The organism is Kytococcus sedentarius (assembly GCF_041937525.1).
GTDB lineage: Bacteria > Actinomycetota > Actinomycetes > Actinomycetales > Dermatophilaceae > Kytococcus > Kytococcus sedentarius_A.
This window is the reverse complement of the sequence record NZ_CP169391.1, coordinates 1373800-1396771: the sequence shown is the minus strand read 5'-3', so window position 1 is coordinate 1396771 and position 22972 is coordinate 1373800. Positions and strand designations below refer to the sequence as shown.

Below are 22972 nucleotides of genomic sequence, written 5' to 3'. Positions count from 1 at the left end.
ACACCATCACCGAGACCGGCGACCCGATGGTCGCCATCATCGCCGAGGACGACGAGGACATCGCGCAGCCGCTGGCCCGTGCCATGCGGCGTGAAGGCTTCGACGTCACGGTCGTGTCCGACGGCCCGAGCGCACTGGTGACCGCCCGGGAGGGCTGCACCCTGCTCATCCTGGACATCGGGCTTCCCCGCATGGACGGGTTGGAGGTCTGCCGCCGCCTGCGCGCGGAGGGCCACACCTTCCCGGTGCTCATGCTCACCGCCCGGGCCGGGGAGATCGACACCGTCGTCGGGCTCGACGCCGGGGCCGACGACTACGTGACCAAGCCCTTCCGGCTGGCCGAGTTCCACGCCCGCGTGCGCGCCCTGCTCCGCCGCCGGGCACCGCAGGGTGGCGCCGCCGAGGGGGGAGACCCCGACCGTGGACTGCGCATCGACTCCTCCGCCCGCCGTGCCTGGGTGGACGGCGAGGAGGTGACGCTGACGGCCAAGGAGTTCGACCTGCTGCACATCCTGGTGCGCGACATGGGTCGGGTGGTCAGCCGCGAGCAGCTCATGCGCGAGGCCTGGCAGACCGACTGGGTCGGCTCCACCAAGACGCTGGACATGCACGTCTCCGGACTGCGCAAGAAGCTGGGGGACGACCACAGCGACCCCCGCTTCATCGCCACCGTGCGTGGCGTGGGCTTCCGCCTCGTCACGGGGGAGTGAGTGGCCCCGGTCACCCTGCGGCAGCTGTGGACCTCGGTCGTCACCAAGGCCGTCCGGGTGGCCCAGCTCTGCGGGCTGTTCCCGGTGGCCGTCGCGGTGGCGTTGGGCCTGTGGGCCACCCTGGCCGAGAGCGGCCCTCCGATCTGGGCCTGGCTCGGGGTGCCGTTGGCGGTGCTCGCCGGCATGCGGCTGACGAGCCTGTTCAACGCCGGGCGGGTGGACGAGGCGCTCACCGGTCCCGAGAGCACGATCGACGCCCTGGCCCGCCGCATCCCGGGCATGGGCACCGGTGAGAGCACCCGTGCCCGCCCCGAGCTCACCGGGATCGTGGAGATCGACGACCTGTCCGATGCGGTGCAGCGCCGCGCGGTGCACCTCACCCAGATGGTCACCTCCCAGCGACGGCTGGCCGGCGACGCCGCCCACCAGCTGCGCACCCCCTTGTCCGCGCTGACCATCCGCATGGACGAGGTGGCGATGGCCGAGACGCTCGAGGAGGCCCACGAGCTGGCCGAGGGAGCCCACACCCAGGTGGAGCGCCTCACCTCCGTGGTGGAGGAGATGCTGGAGAGCGCGGCCAACTCGGCGCTGGCCACCACCGACATCCTGCTGCTCGACGAGATCATTGCCGCACAGCAGCACGAGTGGCAGCCCATGTTCGCCGCACAGCGCCGCGGCATGCGCGTGACCGGGACCTTCGGCCTGCACGTGGCCTGCCCGCGGGGGGTGCTCTCACAGGTGCTGTCGACCCTCATCGAGAACTCGCTCACCTACGGGGAGGGGATCATCACCCTGCGCATCGAGAACAACGGGCCGTCGGTGCAGCTGATCCTCAGCGACGAGGGGCCGGGCATCGCCCCGGAGATCGCTGACCGCATCTTCGAGCGGCACGTGACCTCCGGCGCCGGCACGGGGCGCGGACTGGCTCTGGCGCGGCAGATCATCACGGCTGTCGGGGGTCGCCTGGAGCTGCTGGACGAGCGGCACGCGACCTTCGGGGTCTTCCTCTCCGAGCCGGTGGAGGCACCCACCCGCTGAGGCTGGTCCAGGGGTCAGGCAGCGGTGTCGATGGGGCGTGCGGGGCCGGTGGGCCCGATCGGCTCCGAGGGCTCGACCGGGTCCATGGAGGCGGCCGGCGCGGAGTCCTGGTGGGCGTGGCGCCGGCCCTCCGGCTCCTCGACGCCGTAGGGGCGCACCAGCTCGGAGTCGTCGTCCTCGAGCACGCGGCCGTCGTCGGTCCGGACGGTGCGGGGGTGGTCGGGGTCCAGCGAGTCGCCCAGCTCCTCGGTGAACACGAAGGTGCGGTAGGCCCAGAAGCGGAAGAGGGTGCCCAGCACCAGGCCCACTCCGTTGCCGGAGATGTTGTCGGCCAGCTGCGAGCGGAAGCCCAGGATGTAGTGGCTGAACCACAGGCAGATCAGGGCGATGAGCAGCCCCAGGATGTTGAAGACGATGAACAGCAGCGCCTCACGCGTGACGTTGGCGCGGCGGGTCCTGCGGAAGGTCCAGTACCGGTTGCCCAGCCAGGCGAAGGCGGTGGCCACGGCGGTGGCCACGACCTTGCTGGTGAGCGGGTGGTCCCCCAGCACACCCTCGGGGGCGGCGTTGGTGGAGAGCACCGGCCCGTACATGAGGAGGTTGTACAGACCGGTGTCGATGATGAAGGCGAGCAGGCCGATGACGCCGAACTTGCTCGCCTCGCGGGACAGGACGTCCAGGGCGTGGCGAAGTCCGGTGGGATGGTGGTGCTCGCTGGTCATTGGACCCACGGTACGCGGGGCCAACCGGTGCGGCGGTCCAACGCGCGGTGGATATCCTCGCGCTGTGACCGACGCCGCTCCCCGTGCCATGTCCCGCCCCCTCGTCCCGCAGGGGGCGCCCGTCGTCGGCATCGTCGGCGGCGGCCAGCTCGCGCGCATGTGCGCCGGCCCCGCCACGGAGCTGGGGCTGGGGGTGGTGGTGCTCGCGGAGTCCACCGACGCGGCAGCGGCCCAGGTCTACGCCCACGCCCCCGTCGGGCGCGCCGACGACCTGGAGCAGCTGCAGGAGCTCGCCCGCGTCTGCGACGTCGTGACCTTCGACCACGAGCACGTGCCCGCCGACCTGCTGGCGGCCCTGGAGTCCGAGGGGGCGGTCCTGCACCCCTCGCCCGCGGCCCTGCTCCATGCCCAGGACAAGATCGTCATGCGGCGAGCGCTGGGGGAGGCCGGGCTGCCCATGCCCCGCTGGCAGGCGGTGGGCTCCTCCGCGGAGCTGGAGGAGTTCGCCGCCGGGGAGTGGCCGGTGGTGCTCAAGACCCCCCGCGGCGGCTACGACGGCAAGGGCGTGATGCTGGTGACCGGCCCCGGTGACCTGGAGCGGGCCGGGGCGTGGTTCGACCGCGCCGGTGACGAGCCGCTGCTCGCCGAGGAGGCCGTGCCCTTCGCGCGGGAGCTCGCGGTGATGGTGGCGCGCCGCCCCGGCGGCGAGGTGCGTTCCTGGCCGGTCGTGCACACGGTGCAGGAGCAGGGCATCTGCACCCGGGTGGAGGCCCCCGCATCGGACCTGGACCCGACGCTGGCGCAGGACGTGCGCCGGGCGGCCGAGCAGCTGGCCGCGGACCTGGGGGTGACCGGCGTGATGGCCGTGGAGATCTTCGAGACCGGGGCGCCCACGGACACCGACCGCGGCTGGGTGGTCAACGAGCTGGCCATGCGGCCCCACAACTCCGGCCACTGGACCCAGGACGGCTCCGTGACCGACCAGTTCGAGCAGCACCTGCGTGCCGTCCTGGACCTGCCGCTGGGGGAGACCACCACCCGCAGCCCGCACACCGTCATGGCGAACGTGCTGGGCGGTTCGGCCGAGGACCTGCACGCGGCCTCCCGTCGCGTCATGGACCAGGACGCCGGCGCCCGCCTGCACCTCTACGGCAAGGAGGTGCGCCCCGGCCGGAAGGTCGGCCACGTGACCGTGGCCGGTGACGACCTGGACGACCTGCGGCAGCGTGCGGCGGTCGCGCGCGGCCTGCTCGAGGGAACCGACGACGCACCCACCACCGAGGGAGACACCCCGTGACCCACCTGCGCGACGCAGCGCCCGCCGACGTCTCGATCGTGATGGGCTCCGACAGCGACTGGCCCGTGATGCAGGCGGCCGCCGAGGCCCTGGAGGAGCTCGGCGTGAGCCACACCGTGCAGGTGGTCTCCGCCCACCGGATGCCGGCCGAGATGCTGCAGCACGGCATCGATGCCGCCGGGGCGGGCTACCGCGTGGTGATCGCCGGGGCCGGCGGTGCGGCCCACCTGCCGGGCATGCTCGCCAGCGTGACGCCGCTGCCCGTGATCGGGGTGCCGGTGCCGCTCAAGCAGCTCGACGGCATGGACTCCCTGCTGTCCATCGTGCAGATGCCGGCCGGTGTGCCCGTGGCCACCGTCTCCATCGGCGGGGCGCGGAACGCGGGACTGCTCGCCGCCCGCATCCTCGCCGCGGGGGACGACGACCGGGCACGGGCCCTGCGCGCCCGCATCGAGGACTTCCAGGTCTCCCTGCGGGACGCGGCGCACGCGAAGGGCGAGGCGCTCGCGCGTAGGCTGCAGGCGGCGGGCGAGCAGCGTCCGTCGGGCACGACCCCCACCCCGACCCCCGAGGACAGTTGATGAGCACCCCCGTCGCCGAGCGGACCACCTACCTCCTCGTGGACGGGGAGAACATCGACGCGACCCTGGGCAACTGCCTGGGCCGTCGTCCGCAGCCCGACGAGCGTCCCCGTTGGGAGCGACTGCTGACCCACGTGCAGTCCTCCTGGGAGCAGCCGGTCACCGGCCTGTTCTTCCTCGCCGCGAGCGAGGACCACCTGCCCATGAACTTCGTGCAGGCCCTCATGGCCATCGGCTACAAGCCGATCCCCCTGTCCGGAGCCGCGGACGAGAAGGTCGTCGACATCGCCATCCAGAAGACCCTGGAGGCGCTGGCCGAGCGCGAGGACGACGTGGTGCTGGTGAGCCACGACGGCGACTTCCTGCCGCAGATGACCGCGCTGCTCGACGACGAGGACCGGCGGCTGGGGCTGATGGGCTTCCGCGAGTACCGCAACGCGGGCTTCGTGGAGCTCGAGGAGCAGGGCATGGAGACCTTCGACCTCGAGTACGACGTGAAGGCCTTCAACGCCCGTCTGCCGCGCATGCGCATCATCCCGATCTCCGAGTTCAACCCGCTGGAGTTCCTCTGACCCACGGAGGTTCGACCGCGGAGTGATGTCGGCCACGGCCCCGACCCACCGGGCCGTACGATGGCCCGGTGAGCGACTTCGACCTGTACACGCCCAACGAGTTCCACGAGACCGTCCGCGAGGCGATCCGTCCCCTCGTGCGCGACAAGATCGCGCCCGCCGCGGCGGAGGTGGACGCGACCGGGGAGTTCCCGCAGGCGGCCTACGACGCGCTGCGCGAGACGGCCTTCCACGCTCCCCACATCCCCGAGGAGTACGAGGGCCTGGGCGCCGACGCCCTGGCGACCTGCATCGTCATCGAGGAGGTCGCCCGCGGGTGTGCCTCGAGCTCGCTCATCCCGGCGGTCAACAAGCTGGGCACGATGCCGCTGATCCTCGCCGCCAGCGAGGAGGTCAAGCAGAAGTACCTGCCCCCGGTGGCCGAGGGGACCGCCATGTTCAGCTACGGCCTGTCCGAGGCCGGCGCGGGGTCGGACACCGCCGGCATGCAGTGCAAGGCGATCGAGCAGTCCGACGGGTCGTTCGTGCTGAACGGCCAGAAGTCCTGGATCACCAACGCCGGGGTGTCGGAGTACTACACGGTCATGGCCGTCACCGACCCCGAGGGCGAGCGCGGCAAGAACATCACGGCCTTCGTGGTGGAGAAGGGCGACGAGGGCTTCAGCTTCGGCGAGCCGGAGAGCAAGCTGGGCATCAAGGGCTCGCCCACCCGCGAACTGCTCTTCGAGAACTGCGTGATCCCGGCCGACCGCATGGTGGGCGAGCGCGGGCGTGGCCTGGCCATCGCCCTGCAGACGCTGGACCACACGCGCGTCACCATCGGGGCACAGGCCATCGGCATCGCCCAGGGCGCACTCGATGCGGCTCTGGACTACGTCAAGCAGCGCGAGCAGTTCGGGCAGCGCATCGGCGACTTCCAGGGCGTGCAGTTCATGCTCGCCGACATGGGCATGAAGCTGGAGGCCGCCCGCCAGCTGGTCTACAACGCGGCGGCCAAGTCCGAGCGCAACGACCCCGCGCTGTCCTACTTCGGCGCCGCAGCCAAGTGCTTCGCCTCCGACGTGGCCATGGAGATCACCACCGATGCGGTGCAGCTCTTCGGTGGCTACGGCTACACCAAGGACTTCCCTGTGGAGCGCATGATGCGCGACGCCAAGATCACCCAGATCTACGAGGGCACCAACCAGATCCAGCGGATGGTGATGGCCCGCCAGCTGCTCAAGGGCCTGCCCTCCTGAGCCCTGCCCGGGCACACCCCCTGCGGTGGGTGGATCCGGGGTCGACCGGTCACGGCGCTCCTCCTGCGGGAGGGGCGCCGCCCTGCTGTGCACGGGGTGGTCATCCCCCGGGAGTGGGCTGCTGGCGGCGCCGGATCCCTAGGCTCGAGATGGAGGGGCGGGGTCCCTCCAGCGGGGGGTCGGGCCATCAGGGGCGCCGACCACCGTGCATCGTCGGGAGGCAGAGATGGGTCGAGCGGGGGTCCTGCGTGGCCTGGTCGCAGCGGTGGTGGCGACGGTGGGGATGGGGCTGGTGGCACCGGGGGCGGTGGCTGTGGACGACCAGCCGGTCGGGGGCGTCACGGTGGTGGCCGAGCAGGCGGGCGCACCCGCACCGGGGAACGAGCAGGAGGTGCGATCGCACTGGGGAGTGGGCGCCGGGAAGGCGGCGACCCTGCGCCCGTCCAAGCGGCTCAACCACATCGACACCCGCCAGAAGGTCGCCTACCTGACCTTCGACGACGGCCCCGACCCGCGCTGGACCCCGCGGGTCGCCCAGGTCCTGCGCAAGCACCACGTGAAGGGCACCTTCTTCGTCGTCGGCAACGCCGCCCAGAGGAACCCCAAGGTGCTGCGGTCCCTGCTTGCCCAGGGGCATGTCGTGGCCAACCACTCGTTCTCCCACCCCGTGCTGACCCGGCAGTCCCCGGCAGCGGTGCGTCAACAGCTGCAGCGCACCGACCGGGCGATCGGTGGCAGCCGGTGCTACCGCCCGCCGTACGGCGCCGTGAACCGCACGGTCGACACCGTGGCTGGCTCCCTCGGCATCCGCTACTCGGTGCTGTGGAACGTCGACAGCAACGACTGGCGCCGGCCGGGCGTGCGGACCATCACGAACACGGTGGTGCGGACCACCCGCCCCGGAAGCATCATCCTCATGCACGACGGGGGTGGGAACCGCTCGCAGACGGTGGCGGCCCTGGACCAGTCGATCACGCGCCTGAAGAAGCAGGGGTACACCTTCAAGGTGCTCTCCCAGTGCGGCCGGCGCTGAGACGCTGCCTCCGGGCAGCCGGCTGACAGCCGGATGACAGGAATCCGGGGCGGTCAGGGCACCCTCTGTCACCGGGTGTGACGGGGGTGCCCTACCGTGAGCCCTGGTGGTGACCATCAGGGGCCCCGGGGGGACGACTCGGGGCGCACAATGGCCCGGCGGGGCGATGAGTGAACGGGCGGGCAGCCCGAGGGAGGGGACGCATGCGCGGGGAACGAGGGGGCCAGAGGCGCACTCCGCGAGGGACTCTCAGTCACCGGCGCGGGCTGGTGGTGCTCGTGGTCACAGCGGTGATTGGCGCCTCTGCGGCCGTGGCGAACTCGTACCACCTGCTGCCCGAGGACACAGAGACCACGACGCTGGCGGTTGCCGACGCCGCCCCGGTCCCCGGCCCGGCACCCACCACGTCGCTGTGGTCGCCGGTTCCGTCGCCGGTTCCGTCGCCGTCGGCGTCGCCGTCGCCGTCGTCTGCCACTGCCGCGCCGTCGCCGTCGTCCACTGCGTCTGCGACGCGCTCCGCTGCCTCGTCGATCACGCCGTCGCCCTCCGAGGCCGCGGTGCCCCCGCGCACGGCGACGCCTTCGCCCACACCGACGGCGGTGCCGACACCTGCGCCGAAGCCCACCCCGTCGGCCACGCCCACGGCACCCACACCGACGCCGAAGCCCACCCCATCGGCCACGCCCACGGCACCCACGCCGACACCGACGCCGAAGCCCACCCCATCAGCCACGCCCACGGCACCCACACCGACGCCGAAGCCCACCCCATCAGCCACGCCCACGGCACCCACACCGACGCCGAAGCCCACCCCATCAGCCACGCCCACGCCGACCCCCGCGAATCCCGCGCCCCCGGCAGCGCCGCCCGCCACGCTGCACCAGACCGTCCCCGCGGCCGGCAAGGTGCTGTACCTGACCTTCGACGACGGCCCCGACCCCGTCTTCACCCCGCAGGTGCTCTCGGTCCTGCGCGCGCACGACGCACAGGCAACCTTCTTCATGGTGGGGGAGGAGGCGGCGCGCCACCCGGGGCTGGTCGAGAAGGTGCGACGTGACGGTCACGCCGTGGGCAACCACACCTGGGACCACCCGTGGCTGACCACCCTGTCGGGGGATGCGGTCCAGCAGCAGCTGATCAGGACGCGTGAGGTGACCGGCCCGGGCCGCTGCCTGCGTGCCCCCTACGGCGCCAGCAACGCGGAGGTCCACGCCGCAGCCGGTGTGGCCGGTTACCGCCAGGTGTGGCACTGGAGCGTGGACACCCGGGACTGGACCGAGCCCGGAGTTCCCGCCATCACTGCCAGCATCCTGGAGGGCGCCAGCCCCGGGGCGGTGCAGCTCATGCACGACGGCGGCATCGACCGGTCACAGACGGTGGAGGCACTGGACCGGGCCCTGACCCGGTTGGCGGCCCAGGGGTGGTCCTTCGAGGCACTCCCCGGCTGCTGAGGGGCTCTCCCGGCACAGGCCGTGAGGAAACTGTGTGCCACCTGTGATGCGCCTGTTCTGGTGGCCGTGCTGGGGCTGCCCCTAGCATCGAGACGTCGGCAGGTACCGGGCCCGGGGAGCACGGGGCCCCTGCCGGCCACCGACTCGGAGGGGGTCGGTGTCGCTGAGGGGGGACCGGTGGTCCCCCGGGGGAGGAAACACCATGACCACGCACGCCACCACACGCACCACCACACGCACCACCACACGCACCACCACGCGCCGCCGTCCGCGCGGCCTGCGACGGGGGGTGGTCGCACTGGCCACCGCCACCCTCGTGGCGACGGGCGCCAGTGCCGTGCCTCACGAGGCTCACCCGGAGCTCGGGCCCGTCCTGCCGCAGCCGGTGACGCTCGCCGAGGCCGCCGTGATCGATGGCGCATCGCCCGCCCCCCGCGAGGCCACGGCGCCCGCCAGCCAGTCCCTCGACCTGTACGTCGCCACACGCAGCACCACCGTGCGGACCGGGCCCCGGTGGACCAACAGGGCGGTCCGCACCCTGTCACCCGGTGACGTGCTCGAGGCCTCCCACACCATGAACGGCTGGCTCCGCCTGAAGCCCGGGCAGTGGGCGCTGCTGGAGCACCTGCGACCGGTGAAGGCCCAGCAGACGCGCTACACGACCGGGGCCGTGAACGTCCGCTACGGGCCGTCCACGCGGAACAGCGTGGTGGACCGGGTACCGGCCGGCACCCGCCTGCGGGGACCGGTGGTCAACGGCTGGCAGCGCATCGGCAACCACCGGTGGGTCTCCACCTCCGTCACGTCCCCCACGCCCCCGGACCGCCCGGCGCAGCGCAAGAGCCGCGTGGACACCGACCGCAAGGTGGTCTACCTGACCTTCGACGACGGCCCCCACCCGACCTACACCCCGCAGATGCTGGAGGTGCTGCGCCGGCACGAGGCGCACGCGACCTTCTTCATGGTGGGCACCGAGGCCGCGCGTCGTCCGTCCCTGGTGAAGCAGGTGCGCAACGCCGGGCACGCCGTGGGCAACCACAGCTGGGACCACAAGGACCTCACCTCGTTGTCCTCGGCCCAGGTGCGCCAGCAGCTCGCCTCCACGCGGGAGGTGATCGGGAACGGTGAGTGCCTCCGCCCTCCCTATGGGGCGGTGAACGATGCGGTGCACGTGGCCGCGGGCAAGGTGGGTTACCGCTGGTCCTGGCTGTGGAGCGTGGACCCGGAGGACTGGAAGCGTCCCGGGGCCAGGGCCATCGCCGACTCGGTCGTGAAGGGTGCCCGCCCGGGCGCCGTGTACGTGATGCACGACGGTGGCGGCAACCGGTCGCAGACCGTGGAGGGCGTGGACCGGGCGCTGACGACGCTCGCGGCCAAGGGCTACACCTTCGAGGCGCTGCCCGGCTGCTGACCGCACGTCGGGCCTGACCCGCCGCCCTCGGGAGGGGGTCACCCCCACCCGAGGGCGCGCACGACCGCCACACTCGCGGCGCCGAGCACGACCACGAGCAGGAAGGGTGCCCGCATCCGCAGCGCGACGACGGCCACCACCAGTGCGGCGATGCGGGCGTCCACCGTGAGCTCCCGGCCGCTGGTGAAGGTGTTCATCACCGTCAACGCGGCCAGCAGGCCCACCGTGACCATGGCCGCCACGTGCAGGGCCGCGGGGCGTTCCAGCACGCTGCGGGGCAACAGGTAGCCGGCCAGCTTCAGGCCGAAGGCCAGGCCGCACGCCGCCAGCAGCCACCCCCACGAGACGGCGTCACCCGCATCGGCCACGGTCACGGGGGACAGGCTGGGGACCCGGAGTGCGTTCACGTCACCGCCCCCCGCAGGTCGGCAGGGCGGGCCAGCCACCCGGCGATCGCTGCCACCAGCGCCGCGCCGAGGATGGGCAGGCCGGCGGGCACGGCGGGCACCAGGGCCAGCGTGACCACGGCCGCGAGCACGGCGACGGCCACTGGTCGGCGGTCGCGGAGATGGGGCCACAGCAGTCCGGTGAAGGCCGCCACCGCCGCACCGTCCAACCCCAGGGCCCGCAGGTCGCCGATGCGGTCACCCGCCACCGCGCCCAGCGCACTGAAGGCCACCCAGAACAGGTAGACGCCCCAGCCGGCGGCCCAGAATCCCCGGCGTCGCTCGTCGGGGGACTCCTGGCCCACCGCGACGGCCGTCGACTCGTCGATGGTGAGCTGCGCCATCGTGGCCCGCTCCGTGAGGGAGCGCGGGGGCACCAGGGTGCTCAGGCGCATGGCGTAGACGGTGTTGCGGACACCCAGCAGCGTGGCTGCGCCGGTGGCCGCAGCCCCGCTGCCTCCGGCGCCCACGACGCCGATCCAGGCGAACTGGGACCCGCCGGTGAACATCAGTGCCGAGAGGGCGATGGCCTGCAGGGCGCTCAGCCCGGAGGCCACCGCCAGGGCGCCGAAGGAGATGCCGTACAGACCGGTGGCGAAACCGACGGACCACCCGGCCCGCTCGGCGGGGGTCACAGCCCGGACGGGATGTCGTCGCCCTCTCGCAGGGCCTCGAAGAGGGCGCCGGACCGCTCCTCGTCCCACTTCACGGCCCAGCCGTGCTCGGTGCGCAGGGTGGAGTCGCTGACCGGGACGGTCACCTGGTTGTCGCCGCCGCTGGCCCGGCGCACGGCGTTCAGCGCCATGCCGATCTCCAGCATCGAGTCGTGCTCGTCCACGGTCAGGGCGGGGGCCACGGCGGTCCCCACGTCGTGCAGCTCCCAGGGCAGGAGCAGCGTGGAGGGCGTCATGGCCTGCTTGCTGATGGCGTTGAGGAACTGCCGCTGGCGCTCCACCCGGCCGAGGTCGCCCCGCGGGTCGAAGTAGCGGGCGCGGACGAAGCCCAGCGCCGTCACGCCGTCCATGGTCTGGCACCCGGCCCGGATGTCGAGATGGGCCCTGGGGTCGACGATGTCGGTCTTGGGGCAGATCTCCACCCCGCCCAGGCTGTCGACGACGTCGGCGAAGCCGCTGAAGCCGATCTCGGCGTACCCGTCGATCCTCAGCCCGGTGTTCTGCTCCACGGTGTCGATGAGGAGCGGCGCGCCGCCCACGTTGTAGCTCGCGTTGATCTTGTTCTCGCCCATGCCCCGGATGGGCACGTAGGAGTCGCGGGGGATCGAGACCAGGGTGGGCGTGCCGAAGGTGGGCACGTGGACCAGCATGATGGTGTCCGTGCGCCGGCCCTCCGTGCGGCCGGTGCCGAGCCGCTTGCGCTGCTCGGGGGTGAGGGTCTCGCGCGCGTCGGAACCCACCAGCAGGTAGTTGCGCCCGGCGGTGTCGCCCGGGCGGCCCTCCCAGGTGGGCATCGCGTCGGTGCGGCCCACGGAGCGCCAGGAGTCGAAGATGGCTGCGCCCGTGGCAAGGAGCCAAACGGCCAGCAGCACCACCAGGCCGGTGAGGATCTTGCGCACGGGGCCACGACGCCTGCGGCGACGACCTGACCGCGGACGGCCGTCCGGGGTCACCTCGGGCGGGCCCCCGTCCCGGGGTGCGTCACGGGGGTCGCGAGGGTGGTCGTACCGGGCGTCGTACCCGCCGCGGTGGTCGTAGCGGCTGCCGTACCGATCGTCGTACCCGCTGTGGTGGGCGTCGCGGGGCCCGGGGTCGGCCTGTCGCTCGTCGCGCAGCCCGCGCGGCGCAGGGTCGGGCGGCACGGCGCGGGAGGTCACGCGTCGCCGCCCCCTGTCGTCACGGTCCCGCCTCGATCCACCCGCCTCAGGGTGTCGGCGCCGCAGCTCGTCGTCACGGTCGGTCACGATGGCGAGCGTATGCCACCTCGCTGGGAAGCGGGGGACGGGCGCGTGGGCAGCGCGGCGTGTGTGCGCGAGTTGTGAGCAGGGGGCACCGCACAATGGGCCCATGACAGCCATCAGCGTGATCATGCCCGTCCTGAACGAGGAGGCGGATCTCGCGGACTCCGTGGCGGCGGTGCTCGCACAGGACGCCCCCGGGGAGCTGGAGCTGGTGCTGGCCTGTGGACCCTCGACCGACCGCACCTGGGAGGTGGCCACGGGTCTGGCCGCGCGGGACCCGCGCGTCACCGTCATCGAGAACCCGAGCGGGCGCACCCCCGACGGGCTGAACGCGGCCCTGCGGGTGGCCCGGCACCCGGTGGTGGTGCGCGTGGATGCCCACGGTGAGCTCTCCCCGGGGTACCTGCGCACGGCCGTGGAGGTGCTGGAGCGCACCGGTGCGGCCAACGTGGGTGGGGTCATGCACGCCGTGGGGCGCACGGACTTCGAGCGCGCCGTGGCCGTGGCCATGGGCTCGCCGCTGGGGGTGGGCGGTGCCCGGTTCCACACCGGGGGTGAGGAGGGGGAGTCCGACACCGTCTACCTCGGGTCGTTCCGGAGGGAGTGGCTGGACCGCGTGGGCGGCTACGACCCCCGCTTCGACCGCGCGCAGGACTGGGAGATGAACTGGCGCATCCGCCAGGCCGGGGGAGTCGTCTGGTTCACGCCCGCGATGCGGGTGGACTACCGCCCGCGGCGCTCGCTGCGCGCACTGGCCCGCCAGTACCGGGACTACGGGCGCTGGCGCCGGGTCGTGGCCGCGACGCACGAGGGCTCCATCAACCTGCGCTACCTCGCCCCGCCCACAGCCCTGGTGGCCTGCGCGGTGGGTGCTGTGGCCGGCCTGGCCTGGCGCCCGGCCTGGCTGCTGCCGGGGGGCTACCTGGCGGCGGTGACCGCGGGGGGCCTGTGGGAGGCACGCGAACAGGCACCCGCCGTCGCGCTGCGGGTGCCTGCCGTGGTGGCCACGATGCACATGGCCTGGGGGTGGGGCTTCCTCAGCAGCCCCGCCGCCCTGCGGCGGGAGATCTCCGGGCGCTGAGCCGCGGTGACCCCGCCGCGGGTCACGCCTGGTCGGAGACCTCGTCCTCGATGGAGGTGTCGCTGAGCTCCACACGGAAGTCCGGGCCGGTGGCCTCGCGGACCTGGTCCTCGGTCACACCCTCCGCCAGCTCGCGCAGCACCAGGCCGTCCTCGGTGACGTCCATGACGCACAGGTCGGTGATGATGCGCTGCACCACCTGCTTGCCGGTGAGGGGCAGGGAGCACTCCTGGACGATCTTGTGGGAGCCGTCCTTGGCCACGTGCTCCATGAGCACGATGACCTTCTGGGCACCGTGCACCAGGTCCATGGCGCCGCCCATGCCCTTGACCATCTTGCCGGGGATCATCCAGTTGGCGATGTCGCCGGCGGCCGAGACCTGCATGGCGCCCAGGATGGCCGCGTCGATCTTGCCCCCGCGGATCATGCCGAAGCTCAGGGACGAGTCGAAGAAGCTCGCGCCACGGCGCACCGTGACCGTCTCCTTGCCGGCGTTGATGAGGTCGGCGTCCAGCTCCTCCTCGGTGGGGTAGCGGCCCACCCCGAGGATGCCGTTCTCGGACTGGAGCACCAGTTCCACGTCGTCGTCCACGTAGTTCGGCACCAGGGTCGGCAGGCCGATGCCCAGGTTCACGTAGTCGCCGTCCTGCAGCTCCTGGGCTGCGCGGGCGGCCATCTGCTCACGGGTCAGCGCCATGTCAGGCCTCCTGCGTCTCGGTGAGGGTGCGCTTCTCGATGCGCTTGTCGGCGGCCTGCTCGGGGGTGAGCGCCAGCACGCGCTTGATGAAGACGCCCGGCAGGTCCACGTCCTGGGGGTCGATCTCCCCGGGCTCCACGAGCTCCTCGACCTCGGCCACGGCGATGCGGCCGGCCATGGCGGCCACCGGGTTGAAGTTGGCGGCGGTCTTGTTGAAGACCAGGTTTCCGTGGCGGTCACCCTTGGCGGCCCGCACCAGGGCGAAGTCGCAGGGGAGGGACTCCTCGAGCACGTACTCGTGGGTCTCGTCCAGCATCGTGAACTCGCGGGTCTCCTTGGCGGGGGACTCGGTGGTCACGTTGCCCTCGGAGTCGTACTTCCAGGGCATGCCGCCCTCGGCCACCCGGGTGCCCACCCCGGTGCGGGTCCAGAAGCCCGCCAGGCCGGTGCCGGCAGCGCGGAGCTTCTCGGCGAGGGTGCCCTGCGGGGTGAGCTCCACCTCGAGCTCGCCCTCCAGGTACTGGCGGGCGAACTCCTTGTTCTCCCCGACGTAGGAGGCCACCACGCGGCGCAGGCGCCCGGCGTCCAGCAGGACCCCCAGCCCCCAGCCGTCCACGCCACAGTTGTTGGAGATCACCTCGAGGTCGGTGGTCCCGGCGGCGTGCACCTCCTCGATGAGCACCTGCGGGATGCCGCACAGGCCGAAGCCTCCGACGGCAACGCGCATTCCGTTCTCGAGGCCCTCGATGGCCTCGCGGGCTGAAGCGACGACTTTGTCCATGCCCGCAACCCTACCGGGGGGTGACCGGCGTCACCCGGTCGGTGCGACCCCCGTGACGCCCTCGCTCACCATGCGGGACTCGGTGGGGTCCACCGGGCTGGTGCCCACCACGGTGACCACCGAACCGCCCGCCGACCAGGTGCCGACCACGGTGCGCAGGTGGGATGCGGGGTCGGTGGCCGCAACGAGCACCCGGCCCCCCTCGGAGGGAGGCACCACGTCGGCCATCGTCCAGCGCTCGCCCTCGCGGATGAGGGCGGGGTCGTCCTCGTCGATGTCGTGCCAGGGCGTGAATCCGTCGCCGAAGCTGGCCAGCTGGGCCGCCTCGTCGAACACGCCGCTGGGCAGGTCCTCGCCGTCCCACTCGCGGGCGAGGGCGCGCAGGGTGACCGCCACCACCTCGTCGGAGTCGTCCGCGAGGTCCGATGCGGGGGAGGTGGTCACCAGGACGTCGGCACCCTCGTGCGCGTCCAGGGCGACTGCGGCTCCCACCGCCCAGGTGGCCAGGGCCCAGTAGGCGGTGCGCCAGTGGCCGGTGGGCAGGTCGATCGCCACGATCGAGCCCGGCTCCACGTCGAACTCCTCCTGGAGCACGTTGGCCGCCTTGGAGATCCAGTTGACGAGCACGGCGCCTGAGAGCTCGATGCGCTCGGCCCGCTCGTCGTCGAAGCAGGTGAGTCGGGGGGACTGCGGGTGGTGGGTGGTCAACTGCTCCAGCACCGTTGCCGGTGTGGTCATCTACAGGGCCTTCCCGCGCTCGGGGCGCGTGCGTGAGGGGGTGCGCCGTCGGGCGCGGTGTGCGGCCGGTGGGCCGTGCGTGCATCGTACGGCCCGGGCGGCACACTGGACACATGACCTCGTCCGCCGCACCGACCGTGCTCGAGGGCACGCGGATCTGGCGCGCGGACTGGTCGGTGGACCTGCAGGCCACCCTCGGCAGCCTGCGTCGGGGGGCGGGGGACCTCACCACGATGCTGCCCGGCGCCGGCCAGTTCGTGCTGGCGGCCAACACGCCGGCCGGGCCGGGCACCCTCCACCTGGGCACCTCCCCGTCCGCGCCGCGGGAGGTCCACGCCCGCGCCTGGGGGTCCGCGGGGGCCGTGGAGTGGCTGCTCGACGGGGTGCCGGAGCTCCTGGGAGCGCGCGACCGCCCGCAGGACTTCCGCCCCGTGCACGTGCCCCTGGTCCGGGCCCACGCGCACTGGTCCCCGAGGGTGCGGGTGATGCGCAGCCGCAGGGTCTGGGACGCCCTCCTGCCTGCCGTCATCGAGCAGAAGGTCACCGGGCAGGAGGCCTTCGCGGGCTACCGCTCCCTGGTGGCGGCGGCGGGGCAGCCGGCCCCGGGGCCCGCCGGCGACCGGGGGCTGCGCGTACCGCCCGACCCGACGGCCGTGCTGCGGGTGCCCTCCTGGGTGTGGATCACCGCCGGCATCGATGCCGCCCGCTCCGGGGCGGTCCTCCACGCTGCCCGGTCGGCCACCGCACTGGAGCGCCTGGCCGAGCTCACCGCATCGATGGACACGGTCTGTCTGGAGCGTGCCCACCGGATGGTGCGCACCGTGCCCGGGCTCGGGGTCTGGACCGCCGCCGAGGTGGCCCAGCGTGCGCTGGGGGATGCCGATGCGGTGAGCTGGCGCGACTACCACGTGGCCGGTCGCATCACCCGGGCACTGACGGGTGTGGCTGGTGACGATCGCGATCTCGCGCGGGCGCTGGCACCCTACGCCGGGCACCGCTACCGGGTGCAGCTGCTCCTGAGCCGCGGGGGTACGGGTGCCGGGAGTGGTGCCGAACGGCGCGGGCCCCGGATGGCCCCCCGAACGCACCTGCCCGTCGCACGAGGGCGCCATACACCATCGGAGCGCGAAGGGCGGGCTTGACGCGCGGGAGTTGCACCGGTGTAATTCGTTCGTCGGGTCGTCTCCCACCCAGGGTGGACGGCCACCCGCCCGGACCGACCGGACGGGACACCCACCACGCGACACACCACGTGCTGACGGGCCCCAGGGTCGAGGAGGAAACCGTGCACGAACTTCAGATCGTCGGACATCCCGAGCAGGCCGTGCCCAGTTGGCAGGAGCGCGCCCTGTGCGCCCAGACCGACCCGGAGGCCTTCTTCCCCGAGAAGGGTGGCTCCACGCGCGAGGCCAAGCGCGTCTGCACCGGGTGCGACGTGCGCTCCGAGTGCCTGGACTACGCCCTGGAGAACGACGAGCGCTTCGGCATCTGGGGCGGCCTCTCCGAGCGGGAGCGCCGCAAGCTCAAGCGACGCGCCGTCTTCACTGCCTGACGCACCGCGTCAGTCGCCCTCCTGGAGGGCATCGGGGTCGAGCCCCAGCGCCTGCGCCAGCAGGTCGGCGACGACCGTCTCCACGAGGAGCTCGACCTCCGCCGCCCCCACCGCCTGCCCGTCGAGGGCGAGGCGGTGGAGCACCACCTGCCACCGACCGTCCTGCTGGAGCACCCGGCCCTGACGAGCGGTCGCCTCCGTTCCGGCATCCGGGGCCACCAGCACGGTGAGCTCCCACTGGTCCTCCCCGAGACCCGCTCGGCGCGCCACCCGGCCCGTGGCAGTACGGGCCACCTCCTCGAACGCTGCCTGTCTCGACCGCCGTCCCGGGACGGCGGCGAGGCTGATGGGGCCGCGCAGCTCCCGCCCACGGCGCAGCATCCGCCGCCGCGTGCGGTTCCCGGCGCGGGAGGACGAGCGCTCCATGGCCACGAGCGTAGTCTGCGCCCTGTGCCGACCCACGAATCCAGCCCACGTCTCTGCAGCAAGGTGGGGTGCTCCCAGCCGGCCGCCTCGACCCTCACCTACGTCTACGGCGAGCAGACCGTGGTGGTGGGGCCCCTGGCCACCGAGTCCGAGCCCCACGTCTACGACCTCTGTGCCGACCACACCTCGCGCCTGACCGCGCCGCGGGGTTGGCAGGTGATGCGCCTGTCGATCGATCTCGACGACCCCACCGGCTCGGTGGCCGACATCGCCGCGCTGGCCGATGCGGTGCGTGACCAGAAGGCAGGGCGCGCCCCGGAGCCGGAGCAGTCCGGAACCCTCCCTCGCCCGCCACGGCTCCGTCTGGTGTCGGGAGACGACGACCGCTGAGCGCGCACTAGCCTGTGCGTCCATGAGCACCCAGCCGACACAGCCCCCGCTGGCCGAGTTCGTCAAGGCCTACGACGTCCGAGGCCTGGTCCCGGACCAGCTGAACCCCCGCGTGGCGCGGGCGCTGGGGGAGGCCTTCGCCCAGACCGTGGTGCTGCCGGAGGGCATCGACGGCGTGGCGATCGGCCACGACATGCGCCCCAGCAGCCCGGAGCTCTCCGAGGCCTTCGCAGCCGGGCTCGCGCTGCACGGGGTGGACGTCACCCACATCGGCCTGTGCTCCACCGACGGCCTCTACTTCGCCGCCGGGCACCTGGACCTCGCGGGCGCCATGTTCACGGCCTCGCACAACCCCGCCCAGTACAACGGCATCAAGCTGTGCCGGCCCGGCGCCCGCCCGGTCGGTCAGGACAGTGGCCTGGCCGAGGTGCGTGACCTGGCCCAGTGGGTGCTCGACCGGGGCGACGTCCACGAGCGCCCCGCCGCGGCCTCGCAGGGCACGGTGGAGCACCGCGACCTGACCGGTGCCTACGCCGAGCACCTGCGCTCCCTGGTGGATCTCACCGGTGCCCGTCCGCTCCACGTCGTGGTCGACGCGGGCAACGGCATGGCCGGCCACACGGTCCCGGTGGTCCTGGGCCAGGGGGACGACACGGTGGTGGACTCGCTGCGCGTGGAGCCGCTCTACTTCGAGCTGGACGGCAGCTTCCCCAACCACGAGGCCAACCCGCTGGAGCCGGAGAACCTGCGCGACCTGCAGGCCGCCGTCCGCGAGCACGGCGCCGACATCGGCCTGGCCTTCGACGGCGACGCCGACCGCTGCTTCGTGGTGGACGAGCGTGGCGAGCCGGTGACGCCCAGCGCCATCACCGCCCTGGTGGCGCAGCGCGAGATCGACCGGGCCGTGGCCCAGGGCACCCCGGCCGCCGAGGTGGCCGTGGTGCACAACGCGATCGCCTCGCAGGTGGTCCCCGAGGTCATCGAGGCTGCTGGTGCGCGGCCGGTGCGCACCCGGGTGGGGCACTCCTTCATCAAGGACGAGATGGCCGCCCACGACGCCGTCTTCGGTGGAGAGCACTCCGCGCACTACTACTTCAAGGACTTCTGGTTCGCCGACACCGGCATGCTCGCGGCCCTGCACGTGCTGGCCGCGCTGGGTGAGCACTCCGGCACCCTCTCGGAGCTCATGGCGCCGTACGAGAAGTACCCGGCCAGCGGTGAGATCAACTCCCGGGTGGAGGACGCCGCATCGGCCACCGACCGCGTCGCCGCCTGGGGTGAGGGACAGGGCGCTGCGCCGGACCGCCTGGACGGCCTCACGCTCACCGGCAGCACGCTCGAGGGCGAGCCGGTGGGCTACTGGCGCGCCAACCTGCGGGCCTCCAACACCGAGCCGCTGCTGCGCCTCAACGTGGAGGCGGAGTCGGCCGAGCTCATGGAGCGCGTGCGGGACGCGGTGCTGGACCTCGTGCGGCAGGACGGCTGAGATGCCCTTCATCGAGGACGAGGTCCTGGACGACACAGACCACCTGGCCCGGTGCGACGCCGCCGGCACCCTGTGGGCGCTTGCCACGGCCGGGGCGCAGGTGCGGCAGGCGGTGACCCTGGCGGGGGAGGCCGGCATCGAGCGGCTCGCCGCCGCGCACCGTCCCCGCTCGGTGATCGTCGTGGCCGCCGGGGGCACCTCCCTGGTGGGCGATGTGGTGAACATGGTGGTGGAGCAGGGCTCACCCACGGCCGTGCACACGCTGAACACCGGGCCGCTGCCGGCCTGGGTGGGGCCGCTGGACCTGGTGGTCGCGGTCTCCCTCTCCGGGCAGGAGACCGCCGCGGTCACGCTGGCCCACGACGCCGCCCGCCGGGGCGCGGCGGTGCTCACCGTGGGAGCCGCCGACACCCCGCTGGCCGATGCGGCACAGCGCGCCCGCGGCGTGCACGTGCCCGTGGGGCAGGGGCCCGTCAGCTCGCGCACCGCGTTCTGGGGGCTGCTCGTGCCGGTGCTGCTGGGGCTGCGCGAGGTGGGCCTGCTGGAGGTGCCCGACGACCTGTGGGAGGGCATGGCCGCCACCCTGGACGCGGTGGCCGAGGAGTGCCGTCCCGACTCCGCCTCCTTCGTGAACCCCGCCAAGGTGGCCGCGCTGTCCCTGGCCGAGACCATCCCGATCGCCCTGGGTGACGGACCCGTGGCGGGTGTGGCGGCCCGGCGTGCGGCCAGCATGCTCAGCCGCACCTCCCGCATCCCCGCCACCGCCGGGGAGCTGCCGCACTCCGCCGGGGAGGTGGTGGCCTGCTTCGACGGTCCCTACGCCACCGGTGACGGGTGGAACGCCACCACCGACCGGGGCCAGGCGTCCGACGGGGGCCGCGACATCTTCGCCGACCCCTTCCTTGACGCCCCCGCCCAGACCCCGCTCGGCCTGTGGCTGCTGGGGCGCGGGGAGCTCGGCTCCATGGCCGGCCACGTCTCCTCGCTGGCCTCCGATGCCGGTGTGCGCGTCGTGGACTGCCTGGCCACGGGCGACCAGGCGCTGGTGGACCTCGCGCACCTGGTGGGGCGGGTCGACTTCACCGCCACCTACCTGGCCATCGGGCTGGGCCTGGACCCCTCGCGCTCGCCGCACCTGGCCGACCTGCGCGACCTCGCCTGACCGACCGCCTGCGCGGTGCACCGGTGTCGGGGGGTGCTCGGTGCCCTGCCTAGGCTGGGCGCATGAGCGCTGAGCACTACGACCTCGTCATCATCGGATCGGGCTCGGGCAACTCCGTGCCCCAGTCCGACCACGCCGACCTGCGCGTGGCCGTGGTGGAGGGGGGAGTCTTCGGGGGGACCTGCCTGAACAACGGGTGCATCCCCACCAAGATGTTCGTGTGGGCCGCCGGGATCGCCGACACGGTGCGTGACAGTGAGCGCTTCGGCATCGACGCCGAGCTGCGTCGGGTGCGTTGGCAGGACGTCCGTGACCGGGTGTTCGAGCGCATCGACCCGATCAGCATCGGCGGCGCGGAGTACCGGCGCGCCTCCGAGGGGACGGACCTCTACGAGGGGTGGGCGCGCTTCACCGGTGAGCGGGAGATCGAGGTGGACCTGGCTGAGGGGGGCACGGCCCACCTCACCGCCGACCAGGTGGTCATCGCGACCGGCTCCGCGCCGTTCGTGCCCCCCGCCCTGGAGCCGCTCATGGACTCGGTGGCCCACACCAACCGGAGCATCATGCGGCTGGAGGAGCTGCCCGAGCACCTCACGATCGTGGGGGGCGGTGTGGTAGCGGTGGAGTTCGCCCACATCTTCGGCTCCCTGGGCTCCCGGGTGACGCTGCTGGTGCGGGGCCAGCAGCTCCTCAAGGGACTCCCCGAGGAGCTCAACGAGCGGTTCGCCGAGATCGCCACCCGCACCTGGGACGTGCGCTTCGGCACCGAGGTGGCGTCTGCCCGTGAGCAGGACGGCGGAGCAGTCCTGGAGCTCGGCGACGGCACCACCCTGCGCACCGACTGCGTGCTGGTGGCCACCGGGCGACGCCCCAACACCCCGGCGCTGGGGCTCGACGCCGCGGGGGTCGAGACCGACGAGCACGGCTTCGTGGTGACCGACACCCACGGCCGCACGAGCGCCCCGGGTGTGTGGGCCCTGGGGGACGTCCGCGACCCGGTGATGCTCAAGCACGTGGCGAACGCCCAGGCCCGGGTGGTGTCCCACAACCTGACCCACCCGGACGACCTGCGGGAGTTCCCCACCGTGCCGGTGGTGGCCGGCGTGTTCTCGCACCCGGAGATCGGCGTGGTGGGCATGACGCCGCAGGAGGCGCGGGACGCGGGGCACCGTGTGGTGTGCCACGAGCAGGAGTACGCGAGCGTGGCGTACGGCTGGGCCATGGAGGACACCCAGGGACGCTGTGGGGTCGTGGCGGACGCCCAGACCGGCGCGGTCCTGGGCGGATGGGTGATGGGCCACCAGGCTGCCACCCTCGTCAACCTGCTGGGCGAGGCGGTCCTCAGCGGTGAGCACGCCCACGCCTGGGCCCGGGGTCGCTACTGGCCGCACCCGGCCCTCTCGGAGGTGGTGGAGAACGCTCTGTTGTCGTTGGAGCTCGACGCGCCGCAGGATCCCACCACCTGAGCGGAACAGGCGCCACGGGCGGCGGGGAACCTTTGCCAATTCGTTACCATGCGCCCATGGTTGCCGCACACCCGCAACGTGACAGCTCTGCCCTGGGCCATGTCCTCGTCGTCGACGACGACTCGGCGCTGGCGGAGATGCTGGGCATCGTCCTGACCAAGGAGGGGTGGCGGGTGAGCACCTGCGGCGACGGGGCCCGTGCCCTGTCCGCGTTCCGGGCGACCAACCCGGACCTGGTGCTGCTCGACGTGATGCTCCCGGGCAAGGACGGGATGTCGGTCTGCCGGGAGATCCGGTCGGAGTCCGGGGTGCCCATCATCATGCTGACGGCCCGCACCGACACCCACGACGTGGTGAGCGGCCTGGAGGCCGGCGCGGACGACTACGTGCAGAAGCCCTTCCGTCCGCAGGAGCTCCTGGCGCGGACCCGGGCCCGGATGCGCCGCTACACCCCGCCCCAGCAGGCCCAGCTCGCGGTGGGTGATCTCACCATCGACGTGGAGAGCCACATCGTGGAACGCGGGGGCAGGGTGATCCCGCTCACGCCCCTGGAGTTCGACCTCCTGGTGGCGCTTGCCCGCAAGCCGATGCAGGTGTTCAGCCGGGAGACGCTGCTGGAGCAGGTGTGGGGCTACCAGCACGCCGGTGACACGCGGCTGGTGAACGTGCACGTGCAGCGCCTGCGGGCCAAGATCGAGAGCGACCCGGAGAACCCCACCATCGTGCAGACGGTGCGGGGCGTGGGCTACCGCGCCGGCGCCCCCACGAGCAGCTGACGC

26 protein-coding genes are annotated in these 22972 nt (G+C 72.8%); 17 read left to right on the top strand and 9 right to left on the bottom strand.

The genetic code is table 11. The features are described from left to right. Positions 1–26: 26 nt before the first annotated feature. Complete coding sequence (locus tag ACEY2A_RS06510; RefSeq protein ID WP_374929982.1) at positions 27–710, top strand: response regulator transcription factor; 684 nt, start codon at positions 27–29, stop codon at positions 708–710. Further along, on the top strand, positions 711–1748 hold the full coding sequence (locus ACEY2A_RS06505; protein WP_374927787.1) for a sensor histidine kinase: 1038 nt from the start codon (positions 711–713) through the stop codon (positions 1746–1748). A gap of 14 nt (positions 1749–1762) precedes the next feature. Here the strand turns inward: ACEY2A_RS06505 and ACEY2A_RS06500 are convergent, their stop codons facing one another. Then, entirely contained in the window at positions 1763–2470 is a 708-nt protein-coding gene (locus ACEY2A_RS06500; RefSeq protein ID WP_374927786.1) for a GtrA family protein, read from the bottom strand. A gap of 64 nt (positions 2471–2534) precedes the next feature. On the opposite strand from ACEY2A_RS06500, the gene ACEY2A_RS06495 reads away from it, so the two are divergent. From ACEY2A_RS06495 to ACEY2A_RS06475, 5 genes are all read left to right on the top strand, one after another. Beyond that, complete coding sequence (locus ACEY2A_RS06495) at positions 2535–3767, top strand: 5-(carboxyamino)imidazole ribonucleotide synthase (protein WP_374927785.1); 1233 nt, start codon at positions 2535–2537, stop codon at positions 3765–3767. Positions 3768–3808: 41 nt separating this feature from the next. Further along, positions 3809–4348: a 5-(carboxyamino)imidazole ribonucleotide mutase gene (gene purE, locus ACEY2A_RS06490; RefSeq protein ID WP_374929981.1), complete on the top strand. Its 540-nt coding sequence runs from the start codon at positions 3809–3811 to the stop codon at positions 4346–4348. After that, entirely contained in the window at positions 4348–4920 is a 573-nt protein-coding gene (locus ACEY2A_RS06485) for an NYN domain-containing protein (RefSeq protein WP_374927784.1), read from the top strand. The genes purE and ACEY2A_RS06485 overlap by 1 nt, the downstream gene beginning before the upstream one ends. A 68-nt stretch (positions 4921–4988) precedes the next feature. After that, the gene (locus tag ACEY2A_RS06480; RefSeq protein WP_374927783.1) at positions 4989–6158 is read left to right on the top strand and encodes an acyl-CoA dehydrogenase family protein; all 1170 of its coding nucleotides are present in this window, start codon (positions 4989–4991) and stop codon (positions 6156–6158) included. 226 nt (positions 6159–6384) lie between these two features. Next, positions 6385–7191: a polysaccharide deacetylase family protein gene (locus tag ACEY2A_RS06475; protein WP_374927782.1), complete on the top strand. Its 807-nt coding sequence runs from the start codon at positions 6385–6387 to the stop codon at positions 7189–7191. A gap of 253 nt (positions 7192–7444) precedes the next feature. Here ACEY2A_RS06475 and ACEY2A_RS06470 read toward each other — a convergent pair whose 3' ends face one another. Further along, positions 7445–8065: a hypothetical protein gene (locus ACEY2A_RS06470; protein WP_374927781.1), complete on the bottom strand. Its 621-nt coding sequence runs from the start codon at positions 8063–8065 to the stop codon at positions 7445–7447. 31 nt (positions 8066–8096) lie between these two features. On the opposite strand from ACEY2A_RS06470, the gene ACEY2A_RS06465 reads away from it, so the two are divergent. After that, entirely contained in the window at positions 8097–8642 is a 546-nt protein-coding gene (locus ACEY2A_RS06465; RefSeq protein ID WP_374927780.1) for a polysaccharide deacetylase family protein, read from the top strand. Positions 8643–8844: 202 nt separating this feature from the next. Beyond that, positions 8845–10053: a polysaccharide deacetylase family protein gene (locus ACEY2A_RS06460; RefSeq protein WP_374927779.1), complete on the top strand. Its 1209-nt coding sequence runs from the start codon at positions 8845–8847 to the stop codon at positions 10051–10053. A 38-nt stretch (positions 10054–10091) separates the two neighbouring features. On the opposite strand, the gene ACEY2A_RS06455 is transcribed toward ACEY2A_RS06460, so the two are convergent. Genes ACEY2A_RS06455 through ACEY2A_RS06445 form a run of 3 tightly spaced genes read right to left on the bottom strand, consistent with a single transcriptional unit; the run spans position 10092 to position 12417 of the window. Then, positions 10092–10460 carry an AzlD domain-containing protein gene (locus ACEY2A_RS06455; protein WP_374927778.1) on the bottom strand — a complete coding sequence of 123 codons (369 nt, stop codon included), beginning with the start codon at positions 10458–10460 and terminating at the stop codon, positions 10092–10094. Then, a complete protein-coding gene (locus ACEY2A_RS06450) occupies positions 10457–11134 on the bottom strand; it encodes an AzlC family ABC transporter permease (protein ID WP_374927777.1) in 678 nt (225 codons plus the stop codon). The genes ACEY2A_RS06455 and ACEY2A_RS06450 overlap by 4 nt, the downstream gene beginning before the upstream one ends. Then, positions 11131–12417: an LCP family protein gene (locus ACEY2A_RS06445; protein ID WP_374927776.1), complete on the bottom strand. Its 1287-nt coding sequence runs from the start codon at positions 12415–12417 to the stop codon at positions 11131–11133. The genes ACEY2A_RS06450 and ACEY2A_RS06445 overlap by 4 nt, the downstream gene beginning before the upstream one ends. Positions 12418–12520: 103 nt before the next feature. On the opposite strand from ACEY2A_RS06445, the gene ACEY2A_RS06440 reads away from it, so the two are divergent. Beyond that, complete coding sequence (locus tag ACEY2A_RS06440) at positions 12521–13495, top strand: glycosyltransferase family 2 protein (RefSeq protein WP_374927775.1); 975 nt, start codon at positions 12521–12523, stop codon at positions 13493–13495. A 22-nt stretch (positions 13496–13517) separates the two neighbouring features. On the opposite strand, the gene ACEY2A_RS06435 is transcribed toward ACEY2A_RS06440, so the two are convergent. Genes ACEY2A_RS06435 through ACEY2A_RS06425 form a run of 3 tightly spaced genes read right to left on the bottom strand, consistent with a single transcriptional unit; the run spans position 13518 to position 15711 of the window. Beyond that, positions 13518–14192: a CoA transferase subunit B gene (locus tag ACEY2A_RS06435; protein WP_374927774.1), complete on the bottom strand. Its 675-nt coding sequence runs from the start codon at positions 14190–14192 to the stop codon at positions 13518–13520. A 1-nt stretch (position 14193) separates the two neighbouring features. Then, positions 14194–14973, bottom strand: coding sequence for a CoA transferase subunit A (locus ACEY2A_RS06430; protein ID WP_374927773.1), 780 nt, complete (start codon positions 14971–14973; stop codon positions 14194–14196). 30 nt (positions 14974–15003) lie between these two features. Next, positions 15004–15711, bottom strand: coding sequence for a TIGR03089 family protein (locus tag ACEY2A_RS06425; protein ID WP_374927772.1), 708 nt, complete (start codon positions 15709–15711; stop codon positions 15004–15006). Between the two features lie 113 nt (positions 15712–15824). Here ACEY2A_RS06425 and ACEY2A_RS06420 point away from each other — a divergent pair, with 113 nt between their 5' ends. Both ACEY2A_RS06420 and ACEY2A_RS06415 read left to right on the top strand, forming a co-directional pair. Further along, positions 15825–16853: a DNA-3-methyladenine glycosylase family protein gene (locus ACEY2A_RS06420; RefSeq protein WP_374927771.1), complete on the top strand. Its 1029-nt coding sequence runs from the start codon at positions 15825–15827 to the stop codon at positions 16851–16853. A 143-nt stretch (positions 16854–16996) separates the two neighbouring features. Further along, positions 16997–17263, top strand: coding sequence for a WhiB family transcriptional regulator (locus tag ACEY2A_RS06415; protein WP_012802322.1), 267 nt, complete (start codon positions 16997–16999; stop codon positions 17261–17263). 9 nt (positions 17264–17272) lie between these two features. Here ACEY2A_RS06415 and ACEY2A_RS06410 read toward each other — a convergent pair whose 3' ends face one another. Next, complete coding sequence (locus ACEY2A_RS06410; RefSeq protein WP_374927770.1) at positions 17273–17689, bottom strand: hypothetical protein; 417 nt, start codon at positions 17687–17689, stop codon at positions 17273–17275. Positions 17690–17713: 24 nt separating this feature from the next. On the opposite strand from ACEY2A_RS06410, the gene ACEY2A_RS06405 reads away from it, so the two are divergent. From ACEY2A_RS06405 to mtrA, 5 genes are all read left to right on the top strand, one after another. Then, positions 17714–18079, top strand: a complete 366-nt coding sequence (locus ACEY2A_RS06405) for a DUF3499 domain-containing protein (protein WP_374927769.1) — start codon at positions 17714–17716, stop codon at positions 18077–18079. Between the two features lie 22 nt (positions 18080–18101). Beyond that, entirely contained in the window at positions 18102–19565 is a 1464-nt protein-coding gene (locus tag ACEY2A_RS06400; RefSeq protein ID WP_374927768.1) for a phosphomannomutase/phosphoglucomutase, read from the top strand. Between the two features lies 1 nt (position 19566). After that, positions 19567–20727 (top strand): SIS domain-containing protein, encoded by a 1161-nt coding sequence (locus ACEY2A_RS06395; RefSeq protein ID WP_374927767.1) that lies wholly within the window; start codon positions 19567–19569, stop codon positions 20725–20727. Between the two features lie 62 nt (positions 20728–20789). Beyond that, the gene (locus tag ACEY2A_RS06390; RefSeq protein WP_374927766.1) at positions 20790–22193 is read left to right on the top strand and encodes a mycothione reductase; all 1404 of its coding nucleotides are present in this window, start codon (positions 20790–20792) and stop codon (positions 22191–22193) included. A gap of 56 nt (positions 22194–22249) precedes the next feature. Further along, complete coding sequence (gene mtrA / locus ACEY2A_RS06385) at positions 22250–22969, top strand: MtrAB system response regulator MtrA (RefSeq protein WP_374927765.1); 720 nt, start codon at positions 22250–22252, stop codon at positions 22967–22969. The last annotated feature ends 3 nt before the right edge of the window (positions 22970–22972 follow it).